This is a genomic window from Paenibacillus sp. FSL R5-0623, from assembly GCF_037974265.1.
Classification (GTDB): Bacteria; Bacillota; Bacilli; order Paenibacillales; family Paenibacillaceae; genus Paenibacillus.
In genome coordinates this window covers 3,775,354-3,795,169 of the sequence record NZ_CP150233.1, presented here as the reverse complement: position 1 = coordinate 3,795,169, position 19,816 = coordinate 3,775,354, and the positions used below count along the sequence as shown (strand labels likewise).

Sequence of the window (19,816 nt, the reverse complement as noted above, 5' to 3'; positions counted from 1 at the left end):
TATTTCCTAAATTTATCGTATTATTAGTAGGACATGACTTCTTAAGTTATTCCACCATCAGATACCACTCTAATGTAGCCGAAAATTCGACTAAATTCTTGTGCTTTAATAATTTTCAGCATAAAGAGAGCCGCTATATAATAGCGACCTTCAGTGGGAATGAGTTTGGATTTCCTGGTTGTAGAGAAATTCACAGTACTTTCTTGAAACAAATGGATACTGTCAATTCAATAGCTGCATTACTGCTTAATTATGTAGAGTTATCTCCACACAACAATCTCCTCTATACTTTGTCTGGTTTTTTGACGATGTGGATCCTCAGAACGATAGCCAAAAGCAACCAGACACGCTACGCCAAATTCATGTTTGTTCATAATTCCTTCATCATGGAATATGGAAGCCACTTTCTCCCGGTCAATACCTTCTACTGGACAGGAATCGATTCCGATTTGAGCTGCTGCTGTCATCATATTCCCCATTGCAATATAGCTTTGCTTGCATGCCCATTCATAAATAAGTTGTTCGTTATTTTCAAGCTCTATTTCCGTAAACATTCTGTACATGTTGGAAACAAATTTAACAACTTCTTCGGGCATATTCTGAACTTCTTTCATTAACTTAGTTACATATTCGGAATCAAATTTCAACTCGCTTTCTCTTCTAGCCAATATAAATAGCAAGTGGCTTGATGTAGGTAGCTGTCTTTGAGCACCTCCAGCAACCGGTTTTAACTTCTCACGCAGTTCCTGTTCTTGAACCACAACAAATCTCCACGGCTCTAGACCGAATGAACTGGGCGACAATCTTCCCGTCTCCAGAATGAAGTGGAAGTTTTCATCCGAAATCTTTTGATTAGTATCAAAAACTTTGCAGGCATGTCTAAATTGGTACGCGCTTAAAATCTCATTTTTTTTTATCTTCAATAATGCTCACTATTTAAGCCTCCCCAAGCTATGTTGTATATTCCTTGATAGATCAACGTTGATATATCAACAAATATACAACAAGAACGGATCAGTTGCAAGAGAAATAAGTTTATGTGTAATACAAAAAAAATACACCCATAGAATCGTGGATAAACCCAAGAAGGTTCCAAGAACTATTCTAAGAGTGTATTTTGATCAAGATCCAATCATTATGATTTAAGAATGATAATACTATCTTTACACCACTGGATTAAACTGGTGAAGTGATTCTTTCCATATTGATTTGTAATCATCCAATATTTGTAGTTATTATCCTTGTGCTCCATATTAAGAAGCCATTTTTCCAGTTCTTCAAATACTTTTAAACTCTCTTCAAGTTTACGTTGATATGCCTCTATGTGCATGATGATTTTCTCAGATGAAACATTATTGCCAAAAAAAACTCGTAATAATAACTCGTTTTTTTTGAGATCTACCACATAATCTGTTGGCTGAGATAGCCATTGAGACAATGTCTCTCTTCCCTGATCTGTTATTCTGTAAAGTTTTTTATCAGGTTTTCCGTCTTGACGAATCACTTCCAAATTAATATCAGAGTTGTCTAGTAGTTCCGCCAAACTGGGATATATTTGCCCATAATTCTCATTCCAAAAATAACTCGTGCTTTGTTCCATATGCTGTTTAATATCGTAACCGGTATGTGGTCCAAGGGCGAGAATGCCTAACACAGCAAACTTGGTGTTGGCTCTCCCCGGTCGATTTGCCATTTCAGTTTCCTCCTAAATCCAGTTAATGCACTTCTTCTAAATCAGATTATATTATATCTTATCCCAGGTGGTTTAGCATTATCACGTTATATATTATTATAATATATATTAATTAAATAACTTTGATTGACAAGGTTTTTGGAAGAGTTTATAGTTGATTTGCCGGCAAAATGTAAACATGTCTGACTCATTTTATTTTCTGAACACATTGAAGGAGTGTATCTTTGTGACAATTATTAATGTGAATTTCCCTACTGGACGGATTTCCGAGAAACAACGTGTTCTTCTGGCTGAAGCTCTAACTGATGCCGTATTAGTCCCTGAAGTTGGACAATTTTGTCCCCCTGCAAGAGAAGGCTTTCAAGTCCATTTCACAGAGCGTGCAAAAGATTACATGGCTATCGGAGGTAAGCTTTTGTCGGATCAGCCTGAGCGTGATGTCATTACGCTCAATGTGTTGGTAATGGATGGAGATTGGCCAAACGATGTGCGTAAAGAAGTCATTGAAAATATTCTACGTAGTCTCACCACTATTCTTGAGGTTCCGGAACCTTCTCCTAGCTGGTGGGTAAGTTTTCAAGTCATTGAAGATGGAAGCTGGGGTTCTAGTGGCGGTGTTCTTTCTATTTTAGATTTACTTAAATCAGGCGTGTTTACTGACGAGAAGATAAAAGCGATCCAAAAAAACATTTTAGGGTAGAAATTTGATGAATCATCATTTAAATACGATGAGGTTATTGGAAAGGATCAAATATTGAAACACTATTTATAATAAAAACACCGCCCATCTTATCATCAAGATGGCGGTGATTTTATTTAATATGAAAATTACTTTTCCTTCATTTGTTCAACATTCTTATTTAATTGACCTAATATTTTTCGAAGTAAAGTAAGCTCTGTATCACTAATATCAGTTAATAGTTCCTGTGCAAAATGTTCTTTTTCCTTTTGTGAAGTTTCAATTAATTCTCTTCCGTAATCAGTTAATTGAACTAAAATAATACGGTTATCCTCATCTTTTTTTCTTCTAGACACGATTTTATGGTCTTCAAGCTGTTTGAGATGTCTAGCGACGGCAGCCTTGTCAAGTGTCACTTTTTTTTGTAAGTCACCTTGACTGATTTCGGTTTCTTTATATATCAATGCGAGTATTTCAAAGCGAGATTGGCTAATGCTGATGTAGCTATCAAATGTAGTATTTATAGCGTTATTTACACGATACATCTCGTATAATAACGTGGACTCCTGTGACCAATCTTTACTCAAAACCATCACATCTTTCTTAATCATATTTATTGCTAACGGCTTGCAATGTATTGTCAATATACAACTTAAATTCTCATTTTACAAGCAATTAGGCTCTTTAGACACAACGTTTTGTTAAGTTAGAGGCTTCGCAAAAGTCAATTAAGTTATAGTTCTTCCATTGTATCATCCAAACCTAAAAGCCCTCTCTCCAGTGGAGAAGGGCTTTAAATTTGAAATTAGAACATCGATAAGTAAACTCAGTATACTGATAAAGTACCGTCGTAATTAATAACCTGTCCATTGTGATTTTCTTCATCCAGAACAAAGTTAACGATTAATTCCGCAGCTTGAACAGGTGTCTTCACATAATCTCCTGTCATACGCCCATTCAAATCTGTTGAAACCGCCCCTGGCATCACTGTGAAAATCTCTACAGGTATATTCTCTTTCTCAAAACTCATTCCCCAAGACTTTGTCATGACATTTAAAGGAGCCTTGGATGTTGTATAGGCAAATGCATTAAAGTAAGGTAACGGCTCAATTGGTATACTGATATTTTGAATCGTGCCTTTATTGGCAATCAATAGGGGAAGCAAGCCTTTTGAAAGTGCAAAAGGACCAATAAAGTTAACTTGATGAGTTGCTTGCAGATCCTCTACCGCAAACTCCCATCCAACTTTATGCATATCTCCTGGAATACCAGCATTGTTTACCAAAAGCGATAACTCTGGATGATTTTCAGTAATCGTTTTTACAGCATTATCAACACTGTGTAAGTCAGCAACGTCTAACAATACCAAATGTGCATCCCCAAATGCTTGGAGCGCAGTTACTGCCGTTTCTCCTCGTTCCTGATCGCGTGCCCCAACTAAAACACGAAACCCCGATTCTAACAACCGCTTTGCAATCTCATATCCAATACCTTTATTCGCACCAGTTACTAATGCTGTCTTAGTCATCTGTTATTCTCCTTTTCTAACGGGCAATCTTTAGTTCACTGCTCCGTAACGTTATTCCTTGTCTTCCATTTTCATAAGCGACTGATCACATTTCTCCTGATGTATTTCGTTGCTCTTAGCCCCCTTTCGCATAGATACCAAATTGAACAACTGTATATTCAGTTAGAAAAAACACAAAACTGTTGATATATCAACAGTTGATGTATCAACAGTTTAAGGTAGATTCTCTCGTATGGCAAGCTTTTTTTTTGCTAAGTAGTATGAGCTAAGCTGTTTAGATGTAAATCTAACCGATAATGACACAATGTTTTAGCCCTTTTCTGCAGTTCTTAATAGCTAATTTCTGTATCAATATTTCACTGTTTTAATACCTAGTTGCCTATGTGTTCCTCTAAGCGTGCCAGTTGTTCCATACACTTTGAATATTTTCGTGTATTATGGTCCTTAAAGAGGTTTTAAAGTGTATGTGCTCATTGATTAGGTATGGATCTAATCGGCAATCGGTAGAAGTTCTTGTACCGATAACATAAAAAAGCCGCTAAAATAGCGACTTCAATGGGACCATGTTCTTGTCCCTCGACACTAGTACCACATACTGTAACTAACCTGCCCGTTCGTATTATGAGATCAACCATATCTTTCTGGTTGATCCTTTTTGCATTAGCTTCGAGGATTAGAGTAGCCGGGTCGAACGTACCTGCCCGTGGGACTTTGATCCCGAGCGCTATAATGTTCACCCCTACTTGTCATGACCATGATTGAGGCTGGTTGGGACATAGATCCCGTATCACATGCGATGCTGTGGAGCGACAAGGAGTTTCATAGGGGCTGCCGGTAAATTTATTTCAAGGAGAGATAAAATGAACCCTGTTTTAGGACTAGACATATCTAAAGAAGAAAGCCATGGACAAGCTTTCTTCGATCGAGGAAAACCATACCGAGGGACCTTTCATTTTGAACATACAAGGGATGGTCTCAAGATATTACTTCAAACTATTCAGGACGTCGAACAAGCATCAGGACGTCGACCAATAATAATTCTGGAAGCAACCGGGCATTATCAAAGCCCCGTTGTTCAGTTCCTTGAGGAGCATCATTATTTATTCATCGTTATCAATCCGCTCATTTCTAATCGCCTTCGAAAAACCAATCTTCGTAAAGTGAAAACAGATGCTGCGGATGCCTATCTTCTGGGTGAACTTTACTATAGGGAGGATTTCGAACCATTCAAAAAAAGAGGTGTACAACTGCTTAATATGCGTTATCTGACGCGACAATACGAATCCTTTTCTAAGATGTGCGTGCAGACGAAACTGCAATTCCAAGCTGTTCTAGATCAGGTTTTCCCAGCGTACAAAGGTGTTTTCGGGGCCATGTATTCTAAAGTATCCCTTCGGTTCTTACATGAGTTTCCGACTTCATCCTCTGTTCTACAGGTCAGTGAAGAGACACTTAAAAATACAATCAGTGCTCTCCTGTCTTCAAAACGTGGTCGATCAGAGAGGTGGATTAACGAACGAGTCCAACGGTTACTCGATGCTGCAAAACAAAACCCATTTCAGCAAACGATGTATGCGAGCCACTTGATTAATCTTAAGATCTTGATCTGTCTTATTCTTCAGTACCAAGAGCATCTTGCTGCGTTGGAACAGACCATAGATGCCCTGGCTACAGAGATTGAAGAGTATGATTTAATCCAGTCGATTCCCGGTATTGGCCCTAAAATTGCTGCAACAATTTTATCGGAAATTGGAGAAGTCGACAGGTTTGATCATCCAAAGAAGCTGGTTGCCTTTGCAGGCATCGACCCAAGCGTTTTTGCTTCAGGTAAGTTTGCAGCGACTCGGAATCGAATCACCAAACGTGGTTCCAGGCAGCTTAGATATGCACTAGTTATGGCGGTGCAGTGTGGCCTAATCCGTTCTCGTAACACTCGGATGAAAGAGTTTTACGAACGCAAAAGAACTGAAGGAAAACCTCACAAAGTGGCTTTAGTGGCATGTGCGAATAAGCTGGTTCATTGGTTGTATGCCATTTTAAAAAGTAAGAAATCATTCCGTCCAGTATAGAAGAATTATAATGGAATAACCTTCCAATAAAACCCGAGTTGGAGGGTTGTTTGGCATGCCTAATAAACAATATAACACAGGTCTTCGAGTTGTTTTGCAGGAAATATTGACAAGCTATTAGCTGGTATAGCTTAATGAATTAACGAGGAAAAGAACCGTTTAGGTATATGCCTAATCGGTAATCGGACTATGTTCTTGTCCATTCCGGCAATCGGTACAAGTTCTTGTCCTTGGCTTGGGACAAGAACTTGTACCGATAAAATAAAAAAGTCGCTAAAATAGCAACTTCAAAGGGACCATGTTCTTGCCCCTCGACATATTTACATACTCAGTAACGGTATTAAGCTCAGCTGTTGAAGTACATGCAATATATAATGGAAATATTTCAATTTGTTCAGCTCTTCGATTGTTATATATGCATATGTCCTGGCCTTAGATTAATTATCAAACTTAGGGTTAAGGTGGTCTTCTTCTATCTTCGAACGAAGCCCTCTTCATTAGAATATACAGGTTAGTTGGCGTATACAAAGTACTATTAATTTCAGACAGTGTTTCAGTATGGAAAGTCGTTGATAATAACTCATTGAGTTTGGTTTTTGGTTCGTCATGGAGTGAAGAAGCGGTCGCTTCCTTGCGCAACAAGGTTGATACAACCAGGATTGTCCGGGAACAACATGATACAGTCGAATTTCTGTAATCGTTGAAAGAGCAGGACAACCCTACTCCAAAAGGGTGTCCTGCTCTTTTTTTATTTCGTATGTTATTCTAACCAGTTTTAATCAAAGCTTAGCTCTTCAGAAATTCGATCAACGCTGCATTAAATGCTTCAGGATGTGTCGCATTAAAGCCATGTGGTCCACCTTCTACAACAACAAGCCGGCTGCCAGGGATAGATTCATGTGTACGTTGTCCACTGACTTTAAGCGGCACAATGGCATCGGAATCGCCATGAATAACCAGGGTCGGAATATTGAATTTCTCCAGGTCCTGACGGAAATCGGTAAGAGCAAAGGCAGCAATGCAATCCAGGGTACCCTTAGGGGATGCCAGAGCAGCAATATCCCGGTTATATAGACGGAACGGCTCGCTCACAAGGTCTGTACGATCTCCTGCAGCGAAAAAGTTATTTGTAAATCCATCCAAGAAGGCTAGACGATCACCCTTAACCCCATTTTGGAATTCAGCAATCGTTGCATCGTCCAATCCTCCCTGTGGATTGTCCTCGGACTTATACAGGTAAGGAGGAACAGCGCCTGCAAATACAGCTTTGGAAACCCGTTCCGTTCCATATGTTCCGATATAGCGAGCTACTTCGCCGCCTCCCATGGAGAACCCAACCAGTGTAGCATCGCGCAGATCGAGGTGCAAAATCAATTTATGTAAATCAGATGCAAAAGTATCGTACTCATAACCATCCCAAGGTTGGGAAGACTGACCAAAACCACGACGATCATACGTGATAATACGGTAGCCCGCTTCAATCAGGATAGGTACTTGTTTCTCCCAGGATCTTCCACTCAAAGGCCAGCCATGAATAAGGATGATGGGTTTCCCCTCGCCATGATCTTCGTAATACAGTTCAATTGGTTGTGCATTCTCTTCGCCTACGTTTACTTTAGCCATGGAAAATCCCTCCGTTTAGTTATGATCGTTTAATTGTTACTATTCAAATGCTACATATGCAATCTACTATTGTCAATCGTACCCAAGAATTAAATAGAATCGTTCATTGTAAATCATTTTCTCCTGTTCTACACATAGTCTCATAGTAAAAATATTCTTTGTTCAGCAGAGATTTTCTCCAAGTTTGAGTAACACAACTGATCTATCAAAAAAGCAGCCCCGTCAGGAGCTGCCTCATGTTATGCCTTATTTTGTAATCCTATCTGTTTCCGCTAACTCGACACCCGGATAAGGATTGATCTTCTGGATCGTTCCGTCTTCGTTGTATTTCAGTTCGGAATATTTAACGCAGCGCTTGTGGTTGACGCCTTCCGACAGGGAGCTGTCGTGATAGAACAGATACCACTTATCTTCAACTTGTACAATGGAGTGGTGGGTTGTCCAGCCGATAACTGGAGAGAGAATCTCGCCCTTGAACGTGAATGGTCCCATCGGGTTCTTGCCGATCGCATATACGAGCTTATGCGTGGTTCCTGTGGAGTAGGACAGGTAGTAATAGTCGTTATATTTATGGATCCATGGGCCTTCAAAATATCTCCGTTCCTCATCCCCGGCCAGAATCGGATTCCCGTCTTCATCGACAATCGATATCTCTGCAGGCTTGCCATGGAAGGACAGCATGTCGTCACTAAGCAGTGCAACTTGCGGTCCAAGCGCTGGCTGGTCAGGACCCGGTCCTTCTGCATCTGGCATGAAGCTGCCGGTCTGCCATTTCTCCAGCTGTCCGCCCCAGAGTCCGCCGAAATAGATGTATGACTGATTGTCGTCATCCACCAGTACAGCTGGATCGATACTGAAGCTGCCTTCCATATAATTCGGCTGCGGCTTGAACGGGCCTGCCGGAGACTCTGATGTTGCCACACCCAGACGGAAGATGCCGTCATGGTCCCGTGCCGGGAAGAACAGGTAATAGGTATTGTTTTTATAAGCGGCATCCGGTGCCCAGAGCTGCTTGGAGGCCCACGGAATATCTCTCAGATGCAGCGCTTCGCCGTGATCGACCACAGGGGAATCGAAGTTGTTCATCGAGAGGACATGATAGTCTTCCATTTTATACTGGTCGCCGTTATCGTTGCTCGGCTCGTCATGATCGAGGTCATGGGAAGGATAGATGTAGATTTTGCCCTCGTAGACATGGGCGGACGGGTCCGCAGTGAAGATGTGGGTTACGAGCGGCTGGTGGGGCTTAGGTAGTTGTTGTTGATTCATAAGGCATCTCCTTTGGTATTGGATAATAGAATCCTTCATAATTAGGGCTGGTGTTCTCTGTACCGTTGCCCAAGGCGCGCAGCCCCAGGTAGACGCCGGTGAAGCAGCTGGCTGAGGCAAGCGAACAAGGGAGGCGCTTCATCGTCCAGCATGTAGGCATTCCCGCGCTCGGTTCAGAATAGCGCTCAAGTATCCAGCGATTACGGTAATTCATTGATTGCATCCTCAGAATTCAAAGCAAGCGTTTACAATCTCTAATGTTATTGTATAAGCCCCGCTTATTCTTTCCTATACACATAATAAAGATCTTTCCCCGAAAAAATGTACAATTCCCGCCTATTTGATTATATTGGAAATATACACCTATTGCTCGCGTTTTGCTTCTTGTTTTGTGTCGCCGCACAACAAGGCCAAGAAAAAAGGGCCGCTGGCGCAAATGATTGCGGGTGGCCTTTTGCTGTAATCGAATATGAGGGTGTGCAGAAAAGGAGGAAAGCGCGTATTAGCTTGAAAAATTAGACGTGTTCATTGTGCCTCTTCTGACCACGAATAGGTCGTTCCTGCCGTTCTTAGGTAAACATTTAGGATAGCGTCACCATACATACCTGTGGACGAAATGGAGAATCGCTCCGACGAATCGGTCTACACTGGAATTCTCTCCAGTTTCTTCCCTTTTTGCGAATCTTGATAATAGACTTGCGACTGTAAAGCTTTCGCCCATTTCCAGTGAATTTCCTTCCTCGGCAAAAAACTGGAATTGTAGTTAGATATCCCGTCTATAAGTCAACTTTTTGCCAAGTTTATCAAAAAGGAATCTTCGGGGATACCTATTTAGGTGGAGCATCCATGTTGGAGCCAAGCAAATCTTCTATCGTTACTATGGATTGGATTCAAGGGTAAGAAAGATTATTAATGTTGAACAAAAGTGCTCTCCGACTGAGATCGGCGAATGTTGCTTAGATAATCTGTACTCACTCTTTACTTTGTATTTGAGTTTGTTGTTTAGAACACTAACGAGATGTAATCATCTCTTCAGCTATTTTGACCAGATCCTCTTTACCTAGAGCGCTGTCAGTATTATTCGATATTTCGTACAACAAATGATTGTGATCGTCCCTCCATACAATTCGATGGTAAGTAACGTAATTAGTTTTCTTATCCCTGGCATCGGGACTTTTATTCAGAATTCCAGCAATTTCAGCAAACGATTTTTCTTCAAAAACGCGCAGAATCAATAGGTTCCGTTCAACTACATTTAGTTTCTCAAGCGCCCGGCTTAGTGGTTCGTTAAAGAGTTGGCTATCCAGCATTTCTGCAGGACTAATGGTAGATTGATCTTGAGCCATTAATCTGAAATTCCATTTCTGTTGCATTTTTTTTCGACGGATTATGTTTATGTAGTGATGATAGGCCAATTTGTAGAGCCAGGCGGAGAAAAAAACCTCAGGCTTAACGTAGTCCTGAATTTCGCCCGCTTGTACTCTTTTAATTCTGTATTCGGTTTCCTCATCCATGTTTAGAAAAATATTCTAACAACAAAATGGTAACTTAGGGAGTTCGCATCTGTGTGTTTTATAAAACAAAATTAAAGCTGATTTGAGTACACCTGATTTGTTTTGAAACCTCATCTTTTTAAATCTATCGCCTGTCTTTAATTGCGTTAACTTTAACGCTCATCCCCCTATCTTGTAAAAGGGATTTTTGGTGGCTTCAAGCATAGTTTACAGCAGAATGAGGCATTCGATCATGCTCCACATGTACTGTCTTAGAAATGACTATGTATTTCCTTAATAACAACCTGTTGATAGTGAAAAGGGAACCTCCTTTTTCCGGGAAATGCCTTTAATTTACTGTATACTCACACGAGTCTATGGTAGGTTTAGGCAAGCATTTGGCACGAATGTTATATTGTTTGTGTTGTCATTTAATACATAATAAAGATGTACGATTGATTCTATTCAGCCATGATTGTGAGCGTTTATTAGCTTCCCAAAGTGGATGTGAAGAATTCACCAGTAAAATGCAATTAGACGAGATAAAGCAAGGTCATGTATGGTGATTACACAACAACAAATTCTGAGGAGTAATTTTACACTATGATCAATCGATTCATCAGCTTATTTTCCATTCCTTCGTATGCTTTACTCTTTATGTGTATGGCATTACAGGGAATGGGCATTTCACTCAGTACCCCCTTTTTATCTATTTATTTCACGGAACAGCTTGGCGTATCTATTGGAATGTTTGGTCTTTATCTAGCTGTTACACTAATTGCAGGAATATGGATCAGTACGCTAATCGGGAGACGTTCTGACCTCGGCTTGAATCGGAAGAGCATTTATCTTTTCTCTACTCTCTCTAATGTCCTGGCCTTCAGTGGATACTTGTTCATTCAAGATTTTCCGATGTTGTTCATTTACATGACTGTGTTTACTGCCCTTGGTGCACTAGGGATGCCCCAGTTGTTCGCTATTTCCAGAGAAGCAGTGATAAAGAGTCATTTTACGGAGCGTGCGTTTGCTAATTCCACCTTGCGTTCTGCTTTCTCTCTCGGCTTTATTACAGGTCCTTTAATCGGCACTTTATTACTCACTGCTATTGGATTTAAGGGGATTTTTTTGGGGACGATCGGAGCTTTCCTGCTCGTAGCTCTGCTTGTTTTCCTGTTTCTCAAATCAAACACAGAAATGAAGAGCAGTAATGCTGAAGCGAATATAAAAAGTTTCCGACTGGCTCAAAACCGGGATATTCTAATTCCTTTTCTCATTATGATACTCATGTATACGGCTCATTGGATGAGCACCATAAACACGGCTCTCTTTATTACAAACAATCTTGGGGGAACGACAAGTCATGTCGGTTTAGTCAGCAGTATATGTGCTGCGCTGGAAATTCCCTTTATGATTGTACTCGGTCTACTTAGTGCAAAGTATAGTAACCGAATCTTGGTGTTTTGCGGGGCTATTTTTGGAGGAGCTTATTATTTCGTTATCCTTATCTCGAACGAGATGTGGCAAATGCTTGCAGCACAAATTTTGCTCGCTGTTTTTGTCGCGGTCATTTCTGCGATTGGAATTAGCTACATTCAGGACCTGCTGCCTAGTATGCCGGGATATGCTTCCACACTCTATTCTAATTCATCCACTATCGGCAGGCTGATTGGTAGTCTTGTTGGTGGTGGAGTAGCCAGCATTGTGGGTTACCGATACTCATTTATCTTTTGCTTTATACTTATCATTGTTGCTGTAATTATGCTTGTGGTAAGTGGACGACAGCCTGTAGATGAACCGCAAATCTCGACTTAACTACGCCAATTCAACGGGATAATTTAGATTTTTAAGTTTTTCCAGGTATGGGTAATTAACATTGGGCACGGCATCATGCTTGAAGCACTCCCTAAAAAGGAAACCGACCTTGGTCCTGCATGAAACAGGATCAAGGTCGGTTTCTTTAATTATAGCTGCAAGAAAATCTTACACAGAACCTGAGCAGCTTCTGCTCTGCTTGTCGTTCCAGCAGGACTCAAGGTGACATTGCTTCGCCCGTTTATGAAACCCATTTTAACCATTGCAGCCATGTCATCAACTGCGTACTCTGCTACATTTGCCGCATCTGTAAATCTCTTGAGATCCTCGGCTGTATGGGTCTGCTCGGTTTTGCCCACTGCTCGTAAAGCCCGCATGGTCAGCACAGCCAAATCTTGTCTAGCAATTTCCGTTTCCGGATAGAAGCTGCCGTTCGTGCCCAGGGCGATCCCGAGTGCTTTGGCGATTCCGATTTCCTCATAATAAAGGTCTGTTCGCTTCATATCACTGAAGGTGGTGTTGAACTCTGCTTTGAGATCCAGTGTCCTTACCAACCAAGCTAGATACTCACCTCTTGTGACCTTTTGCTCAGGACTAAAGCTTGTTGCTGATGTCCCGTCGATGAATCCTTTGGACGCCATTGTTTCAACTGCTGGTGCGTACCACGAATCCTTGATGACATCATTGAAGAACTTCTTCGTATAAACAACTGCATATTGACCTGTATTTGCCGCTGGAAAAACCATGGCTTGTAGAGCACTGTCGTATTTACCATTCAGTAGCTGAACAAATGTACTATTTGCAGCCATGTACGAAACTGTAAGGTATTTGGAATTGGCCAATTCTTCAACATCAGGAGTATAAGGCAGTCTGATTTCAACCGGTGCATTCAAGGTTGCCATTTCTTCTCCATCTAATTGGACAGCGAATGCAATAACAGGTCTGCTGGCTATCACTGATTTTACATCTGAATGAAGCTTTACAGTATCTAGCCGGCTCAGTGACAGTTCCACATTTTTGGCATCTGATACATACTTTAGCAAATTAGAAGGTACTGCAATGGTTCCAAATTCCGTGTTAATTTCGATCTTGATGTTGGCATGCGCTGCGGTTAGTGCAGCTGCAGGAAGCTCAACCGCATAGGAATGGGCTCCCTCTGCTTTCGGAATATCCACCATAATTGTTTTAATATTATTGCTATTCGCCTTTACATGCTCCAGAGCCTCATTAAGGTCTTCCTGCCGGATGGGTGCTCCTTTAGCTTTACCGGTTTTGGTATCCGTCTTTTAGTGCCACAATCTTAATCCAATTACCTTCGACTTTGATGTTTTCAGGAACCGGTGAAGGTGTGGTCACTGACACAGGTGCATCCATTGACGGCGGTGTTTCCGTAGGCTTCGGATTGATGACTGGATTGCTGATAACGACAGTAAGGGATTGGCTCGCATAATGAGTTGCCGTCTCTTTGAATCTCACTTCATAGATTCCGTTGCCAAGACCTGTAACCTCTGTGCCTGTGATCGCATTCCAGCTGCCAGCGTCCACTCCCAGTTGCCGGTATTCCATTACTGGACTTACACCAGTGATCTTACCATCCTTGGCTCCAGCTGCACTGACATTTACAGCCTTGACCTCTGCACTGGACGGCGGATTTTGCTCCTGCTTGGTTCCGTCAGGCACAACGATCAAGATAGCAGGACTTGGATTGCTCATATCCGTCCCGGCGTACCGGAGCTCGTAGCTGCCAGCTTCGAGGCCTTCAATGCTGGTTCCACTCACCGGCATGTAGCCCCCTTGATCCACCTTCCGGTACTCCATATCGACAGTCACATTTTCATTCTGCCATCATTCCCGCCTGCTGCTGTAGGCGGTCTAATGACGAGTCCTTCCGCTGTTGGTGCCTCTCTGTCTGCCTTGGTTTCATTGCGAATGTCCACGGTTACCGGCGGACTTGCCTTTAGGCTGTCTGTGGCTGCATACCGGATCTGATAGCTGCCAGGCTCCAGATCGTTGATACTTGAATCTGTAACAGGCGTGTAGTCTTCTTCGCCCAGCTTCCGGTATTCCATCGTATCATTCAAACCCTCAATTATGCCTTTTATGCCGGTATCCGAATTGGCGTGTGAGATTACCCACCCACTCGCATCGGGTGCAACCTGCTCCTGTGTCTGCGCTTCCGGAATAACGACTTCCTTATCCAGGCTGGCGCTCAGCGAACCGGTCTTCATATACCGGACATAATATTTACCGGCGGTGAGACCTGTGACCTCAATTCCTGCAATTGCAATATATTCTTCTTCGCCTTCCTTCCTATACTCCATTTCTGTTGTCACACCGATCAGTTTGCCGTCATCTCCATGGAGAACGGACGGTGCCACCCCGGCTGGTGTTACTGGAGCCTCGCGATCTTGAGTGGATCCGGCCTGGTGAACTTCCCATTCCCATAGGCCTACACCGTTATCGTCTGCCTGTGATTGCTTGGTCAGGGTTACTCGCACTGCCTTTACATTCAGCACCGAGTCAAACGTGTACGGATTGGAGGATTCCGCTGGAGTATGTTCAACCACTTTGATTCCCTCCGTAACCGTTCCCGCTGTTACCCATTCATCAGTTGCGCTATCCGCCGGGATGTAGGAATATACAATTTGGGTAGGCGGCTTGATTCCGCCGCCATCTGACCACAGCACCAGATTCGAACTCCGGACGGTGGCACCCTGCGGCCATTCATATTGCACCCACTCCTCTGCGCCCTCATGGCCCCAGGTTCCCCAATGCAAAATGTTATTGCCATCTTTCTTTCCGTCGTGTACTGCAGCCAGACTCTCCCAAGGAGAGGTATAGCTGGAAGAAGCATTTGCGAGGAAGGCCATATTGCCGTCTCTCGGACTGAGCAGGCGCAAATCCATCAACAGCTTCTCAAGCGCCAGGCTAACTTCTTCGTCTGTGGCATTCATATTCTTGATCACAGCAGATGCATCTGTCTTCGCCGCTTCGATTGGCGCAAGACCAGGATCTGCAAGGTTCGAAGTATTTAATGTATTTACATAGTTATAGACCTTAATCAGTTCTGACTTATCTACCGCTCCGGTATAGCCGTATACCTTCCATTCCAGAATACCGCTGCCATTAACGGAAGGCTTCATGTCCATACGAACACCTGTAATATATGCTGGCTCAAAGGTAGTCGTGTTGTATTTATTAAGTTCATTGCCCAATCCCTTTATGTCCCGCGGGGTGTACCATTTCCCATCTTCGCCGCGAAGCATAAGTTGCATATCCTTTGGACGAAAGTTCCCGCCGTTGTCTTGAAATACATATACATCCATGGATGAGGCCAGGAATGGCTGATCCCATTCATACGTCACCCATGCTGGATCTCCTTCTCTACCCCAGTTATGCCATGCACTGTTGGGGGCACCTCGGTTCGGAGAGAAATCTGCCGAGCTTTTAGGTTCAATGCCGTTATTCATCGCTTCCGGATAACCGTCGCCACCAGAGAAGCTAGCGGAAGCCTTGGCTGTCAGCGCCGCATTTTGCAGCTCAGTATTCACGACATGTACGGTAGCCCATACCTCCAACGCACTTCCATTGACCGTTCCTCTGGCTTCAAATTGGCCTACACTAGCATAGCTACTTGGATCAATAGCATCCCAAGTGATTTCCTGCTCTAGATACCCTTCCTCTGACAGAATATAGATTTGTCTAGGAAGTTCTGGTTCAATATCCTTCTTGGTGACCACGCTGAGTGCCCGGTAAACGTCAACGGTATCTTCCTTAATCTCTATCGTTATATCCTTGCTGGCCTTCTTATCTCCGTCTGCAGCACTGAAAGTAAACGTGTAGGTGCCTGCCATGCTTACACGCGCATAGGCCGCTGTTTTGTCACCATCCACAAAGGAAATGTCCGCTGAACCTTCAGGCTTTTGCTTGACGGCCCAAGTGTACTTCAACTGGGGTTCTTCTGCCTCGCTATGCACAGGGTCAGGAATGGCCTCCCCGGACAATACCACGATACTGTTATTTGCAACATCCTGAACCGCAGTTACGTGGCCAATTGCTGGAGGCTGTTTATCCGGCGGTGAAGCCAGTTCGAAGATTACCTGGCTGGAGCCAGTCAGTTGTCCATCACTTGCACTAAGCTTAACCTTATATGAGCCTGCTTTGGTACCCGTAGCCTGTGTAATGCTTGCTTTCGGATGAGTAAAGGTTAGCTTGGCGCCTTCTGGGGCACTGACCACTTCCCATTGGTAAGACAGAGTTCCTTCCGGCGCGCCATCATCGGTTACAATCCCATTCAGCATAAATGGAATCAACGCCTGTGGATGTTGTGTCGCCAGCTCTACAGTAATTTGCGGAGCTTCATTTTCACCGCCGGCTGACTTTTCAATGATCAATTCAGCACGCTGCACGCTACCCATCTGAAACATGGCAACGCCTTCATTGTTCTGAACATAAAACTGTCCGGCATCTGCACCATTCAGCTTCATGGTATAGTAGCCATTCTCCATCCCCACTCCATCGAACAAAATCCGTGAAGTATGCTCTTTCCCTGATGGATTCAGGAGCTGGAGAGTAAAACCCTTACCATCTTTTTGAATTTGCGCGCTTTCTACTTTATCGCTTTCCAGCTCCAAATAGATTTTCTCATCGATCAGATTGATCCGTTTGCCGAAACCGTCTTTCGGCGTAATATTGTAGCTATCTCCTTCGTCAGTTACCAGCGCTCCATAACCGAACAGCCCGAATATCGGATCTGTAACAATATCGGAGCTGATGCTAAGAAGGGAACCATAGAGGCCTTCTTCTGATTCGCCCGAAAAATCATTCCAGCCGTTACTCATGACGCGTGAGCCGCCATCGTATACGTCCTTCGTACCTGTGCCTCCTTTATACATCGAATATCTCCAAGACGTACCGCCAACTGAATTAGCCGAAATCTGTCCCATATTGACGGCATTGAAATTCGAAATCTTAGCGGCATAATTGCGCTGCTGTGCAATGGCCTTCTGCTCCACCGATCTGCCATCATTCTCATACCTTAGCCAGTCATCCATAATGTAACCTGCTAAAGAAGCAGTATATTGGAAATTCCACCAGCCTTCACCGCCGCGGAAAACGGGCACGGAATAATGGAACCAGGTAGGCTGAATCCCGCGCATAGCACGTGTTTTCCAATCGGCCATTTCCATACTTTTCTCAGCTGCACCTGTAAGCGCGTCTGCTGGATAGTACGTGCGCAGAGCCTTCGCTGCTGCATAAGCCCCTTCTTCGCCAGTATTGTCATATTCAAATTCCGATCCGTAAGGATAAGTGGCTCTGGTCATATTCCGTCCCTTGTCGAGGGCGAACTTCTTCTGCAGATTGGTTGACTCGTTCTGCATCCCCTCTTCCTTCAGTGCTTCAATCATATCCGGGATTTGCTGCTCGCCATAGAATCCGATGGCCCCGGTGGAAACGCGCTTATAGTAGATGTTATACGCTTTCTCCAGATAAAACTGAGGCGATTCCCGGTACTCGATCAAATTAGGATAAGCCTTCTGAATCCGATACATGTTGAAAAATCCGGTAGCTTCCATGATTTCGGAGAAGGTACGTGTATAAGGCTTATCTTTGTCGGTGTACGCTCCAGAGTCTTTCAGCCAGTTCGCAACGATATAGCTATCCTGAGTATTCTTCATATATCGTTCCCACATGAAGTCGATCAGGTATGATTCGATTGAGCGAATTTCATCAGGGTTGGGTGCCAGATAGTTCTTCATCGTCATGAAGTTGATGTTATCATGGCTCCAGTCATCTCCCCAATGGCTTGTGTTGAGATCCATGCCGCTTGAAAGATACCAGTCGAAATAGTTACCGTAAGTCGGACTTTCCGGGTTTTTATCCTGTGTTTTCTGGACCATGAAATCGGAATGGGCATCCGAGATTGCATCCAGCTCGGCTAGAACATTGAATTCATATTGAGTGAATTTATCCACCCATTCGTTACCGTCTTTCAGCTTATAATTGATACGCACGCTGTTATTGCCGATCGAATCAAACTGAAGCGAATAGATGTGATGCTGTTCACCATTTACGATCTTGGTCTCCACAAACTCAACCGACTCGTTGTAGCCAGGGTTCCCGTTAGACAGTCCACGTCCGGCCCGCGAGTTGTCAACCATTTCCTTTCTGCTCTTCCCAGGCTTGATATCCGGAATATGCGCTTCATCAAACGGATCATTCTCTGCCACATTTTGAATATCGATGGATTGTACATCAACGATATTGTCGTCATAGTGCAGGTCTAGCTTGACAGGCATATTGATTGCAGTCTGGAAGCCCGGCACCGCTACGGCATCAATCATGCCTGATTTATATAGGATGGACCGCAGATTGGCTTCACGGTCTTCCATCGAGGTCGAACTGTTATTTGGGCTTTGGGCACTTTCCTGCGGCGTATTGTCTCCTCCACGGACTGCTGAGAATTTGAACTTATACGTCTTGGACTCATCCGGTCCTAGGACGAGGCTGGAAGCATCAGTGAAGTATCCGCGTCCCGTTTTCTGGATTTCTTTGGAGTGAATATAGAGCACGTTCAGCCCTGGATACCAGCCGCCACTGTCTCCTGTCCAGTTTTTAAAGGTGTCTGCAGCACGTCGCTCTCCTGCTTCATGCATCCAATAATCCACATACTCGATTCGAGCGCCGCTCTCCGGCACCGGAGTGAAGAGCATGAAGTTCCCCTCACCACTGGTGCGGATGGCATAAGAATACCCACTGTCAGCACCTGCGAAATTATGCACCGTCACACGGTCATCATAGGTATCGGATAAGGTCTGGTATTTGTTGTTCCAAGGCATCGGTAAGCCAATATCCCCGAATTCGATATACTGATTGCTCTTGTTCTTCACCGTAATTTCCCAAAGCATTGAACCGTCATCGGTCTCCATATTAAAAACGGATTTCACATCGAAGCCCTTCATTACCCGCTGGTCTGTAGAATTCAGGTTCTGTCCAATATAGTTGACTTCTACCTTCTTGCCGTCTGCTGTTGCGGTCTTGTTCATATAGGGGTTATCCGGATTAATGGTCGAATATTGTGTAGATCCCCCGGCAGCCAATGTTTTATTGGTATCAACTTCTACAAAGCCGTCCCTGTTGTCAGGGAATTGTCCACTGTCACCAGCACGATAAGAGAAGATCATTTCACCCATCCACTGGTGCTCGGTACCATTCTGCGGTGATGTAGTGTTAGGCAAGACGAAATTGATCGGCTCTCCCTGTTTATTGGCAGGATTGTTGTTGATATAAAGCTCCTCAATCTGGCCTAAGTCGCCGACTTTGGCCGACAGGCTGGCATTGGAGATACCGGTCTTTGCTGCAGCCGTCGCGGCCGCAGGCAAAGCGCTAACCTGCAGCGGCAGACTTGAAAATGCCAGGAGCAGCGCGATCATGAGCGGCTTCCACTTCTTCGAAATCATTGTCATTATAACCTCCTGTATATATGTGATCATATTCATTAGGGGTTTAATTCTCTCAAACCGGTAAGTATAGTTTCTTCTACGAAACACCTTTGACCGATCCATCGAAAATGACGTTCATTCTTTCGTCTAAAGTAGAATCTCTAAGTCAATTGTTAAGATAATCGAATCCTATAAACGTTACTCCACT

13 protein-coding genes are annotated in these 19,816 nt (G+C 43.5%); 3 read left to right on the top strand and 10 right to left on the bottom strand.

Annotated elements, in window-relative coordinates; genetic code table 11:
• Window positions 1-260 precede the first annotated feature (260 nt).
• Window positions 261-923 (bottom strand): NAD(P)H-dependent oxidoreductase, encoded by a 663-nt coding sequence (locus MKY92_RS16550; protein WP_339296956.1) that lies wholly within the window; start codon window positions 921-923, stop codon window positions 261-263.
• Window positions 924-1,135: 212 nt separating this feature from the next.
• Window positions 1,136-1,693 (bottom strand): PadR family transcriptional regulator, encoded by a 558-nt coding sequence (locus MKY92_RS16545; RefSeq protein ID WP_310335863.1) that lies wholly within the window; start codon window positions 1,691-1,693, stop codon window positions 1,136-1,138.
• A gap of 226 nt (window positions 1,694-1,919) precedes the next feature.
• Here MKY92_RS16545 and MKY92_RS16540 point away from each other — a divergent pair, with 226 nt between their 5' ends.
• Window positions 1,920-2,393: a tautomerase enzyme gene (locus MKY92_RS16540; RefSeq protein WP_339296955.1), complete on the top strand. Its 474-nt coding sequence runs from the start codon at window positions 1,920-1,922 to the stop codon at window positions 2,391-2,393.
• Window positions 2,394-2,521: 128 nt separating this feature from the next.
• Here the strand turns inward: MKY92_RS16540 and MKY92_RS16535 are convergent, their stop codons facing one another.
• Together MKY92_RS16535 and MKY92_RS16530 are read right to left on the bottom strand one after the other, a co-directional pair.
• Complete coding sequence (locus tag MKY92_RS16535; RefSeq protein ID WP_339296954.1) at window positions 2,522-2,983, bottom strand: MarR family transcriptional regulator; 462 nt, start codon at window positions 2,981-2,983, stop codon at window positions 2,522-2,524.
• Between the two features lie 215 nt (window positions 2,984-3,198).
• A complete protein-coding gene (locus MKY92_RS16530; protein ID WP_310335857.1) occupies window positions 3,199-3,900 on the bottom strand; it encodes an SDR family NAD(P)-dependent oxidoreductase in 702 nt (233 codons plus the stop codon).
• Window positions 3,901-4,760: 860 nt separating this feature from the next.
• On the opposite strand from MKY92_RS16530, the gene MKY92_RS16525 reads away from it, so the two are divergent.
• Window positions 4,761-5,969, top strand: coding sequence for an IS110 family transposase (locus MKY92_RS16525; RefSeq protein WP_339296953.1), 1,209 nt, complete (start codon window positions 4,761-4,763; stop codon window positions 5,967-5,969).
• A 786-nt stretch (window positions 5,970-6,755) separates the two neighbouring features.
• Here MKY92_RS16525 and MKY92_RS16520 read toward each other — a convergent pair.
• From MKY92_RS16520 to MKY92_RS16510, 3 genes are all read right to left on the bottom strand, one after another.
• Window positions 6,756-7,592, bottom strand: coding sequence for an alpha/beta hydrolase (locus MKY92_RS16520; RefSeq protein WP_339296952.1), 837 nt, complete (start codon window positions 7,590-7,592; stop codon window positions 6,756-6,758).
• Window positions 7,593-7,838: 246 nt separating this feature from the next.
• The gene (locus MKY92_RS16515) at window positions 7,839-8,861 is read right to left on the bottom strand and encodes a glycoside hydrolase family 43 protein (RefSeq protein ID WP_339296951.1); all 1,023 of its coding nucleotides are present in this window, start codon (window positions 8,859-8,861) and stop codon (window positions 7,839-7,841) included.
• Window positions 8,862-9,871: 1,010 nt separating this feature from the next.
• A complete protein-coding gene (locus MKY92_RS16510) occupies window positions 9,872-10,375 on the bottom strand; it encodes a sigma-70 family RNA polymerase sigma factor (protein ID WP_339296950.1) in 504 nt (167 codons plus the stop codon).
• Window positions 10,376-10,957: 582 nt separating this feature from the next.
• Here MKY92_RS16510 and MKY92_RS16505 point away from each other — a divergent pair.
• A complete protein-coding gene (locus MKY92_RS16505) occupies window positions 10,958-12,166 on the top strand; it encodes a sugar efflux transporter (RefSeq protein ID WP_339296949.1) in 1,209 nt (402 codons plus the stop codon).
• Between the two features lie 149 nt (window positions 12,167-12,315).
• Here the strand turns inward: MKY92_RS16505 and MKY92_RS16500 are convergent, their stop codons facing one another.
• The 3 genes from MKY92_RS16500 to MKY92_RS16490 all read right to left on the bottom strand — a co-directional run bounded on the left by MKY92_RS16500 (window position 12,316) and on the right by MKY92_RS16490 (window position 19,632).
• Window positions 12,316-13,344, bottom strand: a complete 1,029-nt coding sequence (locus tag MKY92_RS16500; RefSeq protein WP_339296948.1) for an S-layer homology domain-containing protein — start codon at window positions 13,342-13,344, stop codon at window positions 12,316-12,318.
• A gap of 85 nt (window positions 13,345-13,429) precedes the next feature.
• Window positions 13,430-13,984 (bottom strand): hypothetical protein, encoded by a 555-nt coding sequence (locus MKY92_RS16495; RefSeq protein ID WP_339296947.1) that lies wholly within the window; start codon window positions 13,982-13,984, stop codon window positions 13,430-13,432.
• Window positions 13,985-13,992: 8 nt separating this feature from the next.
• On the bottom strand, window positions 13,993-19,632 hold the full coding sequence (locus MKY92_RS16490) for a DUF5695 domain-containing protein (RefSeq protein WP_339296946.1): 5,640 nt from the start codon (window positions 19,630-19,632) through the stop codon (window positions 13,993-13,995).
• Between the last annotated feature and the right edge of the window lie 184 nt (window positions 19,633-19,816).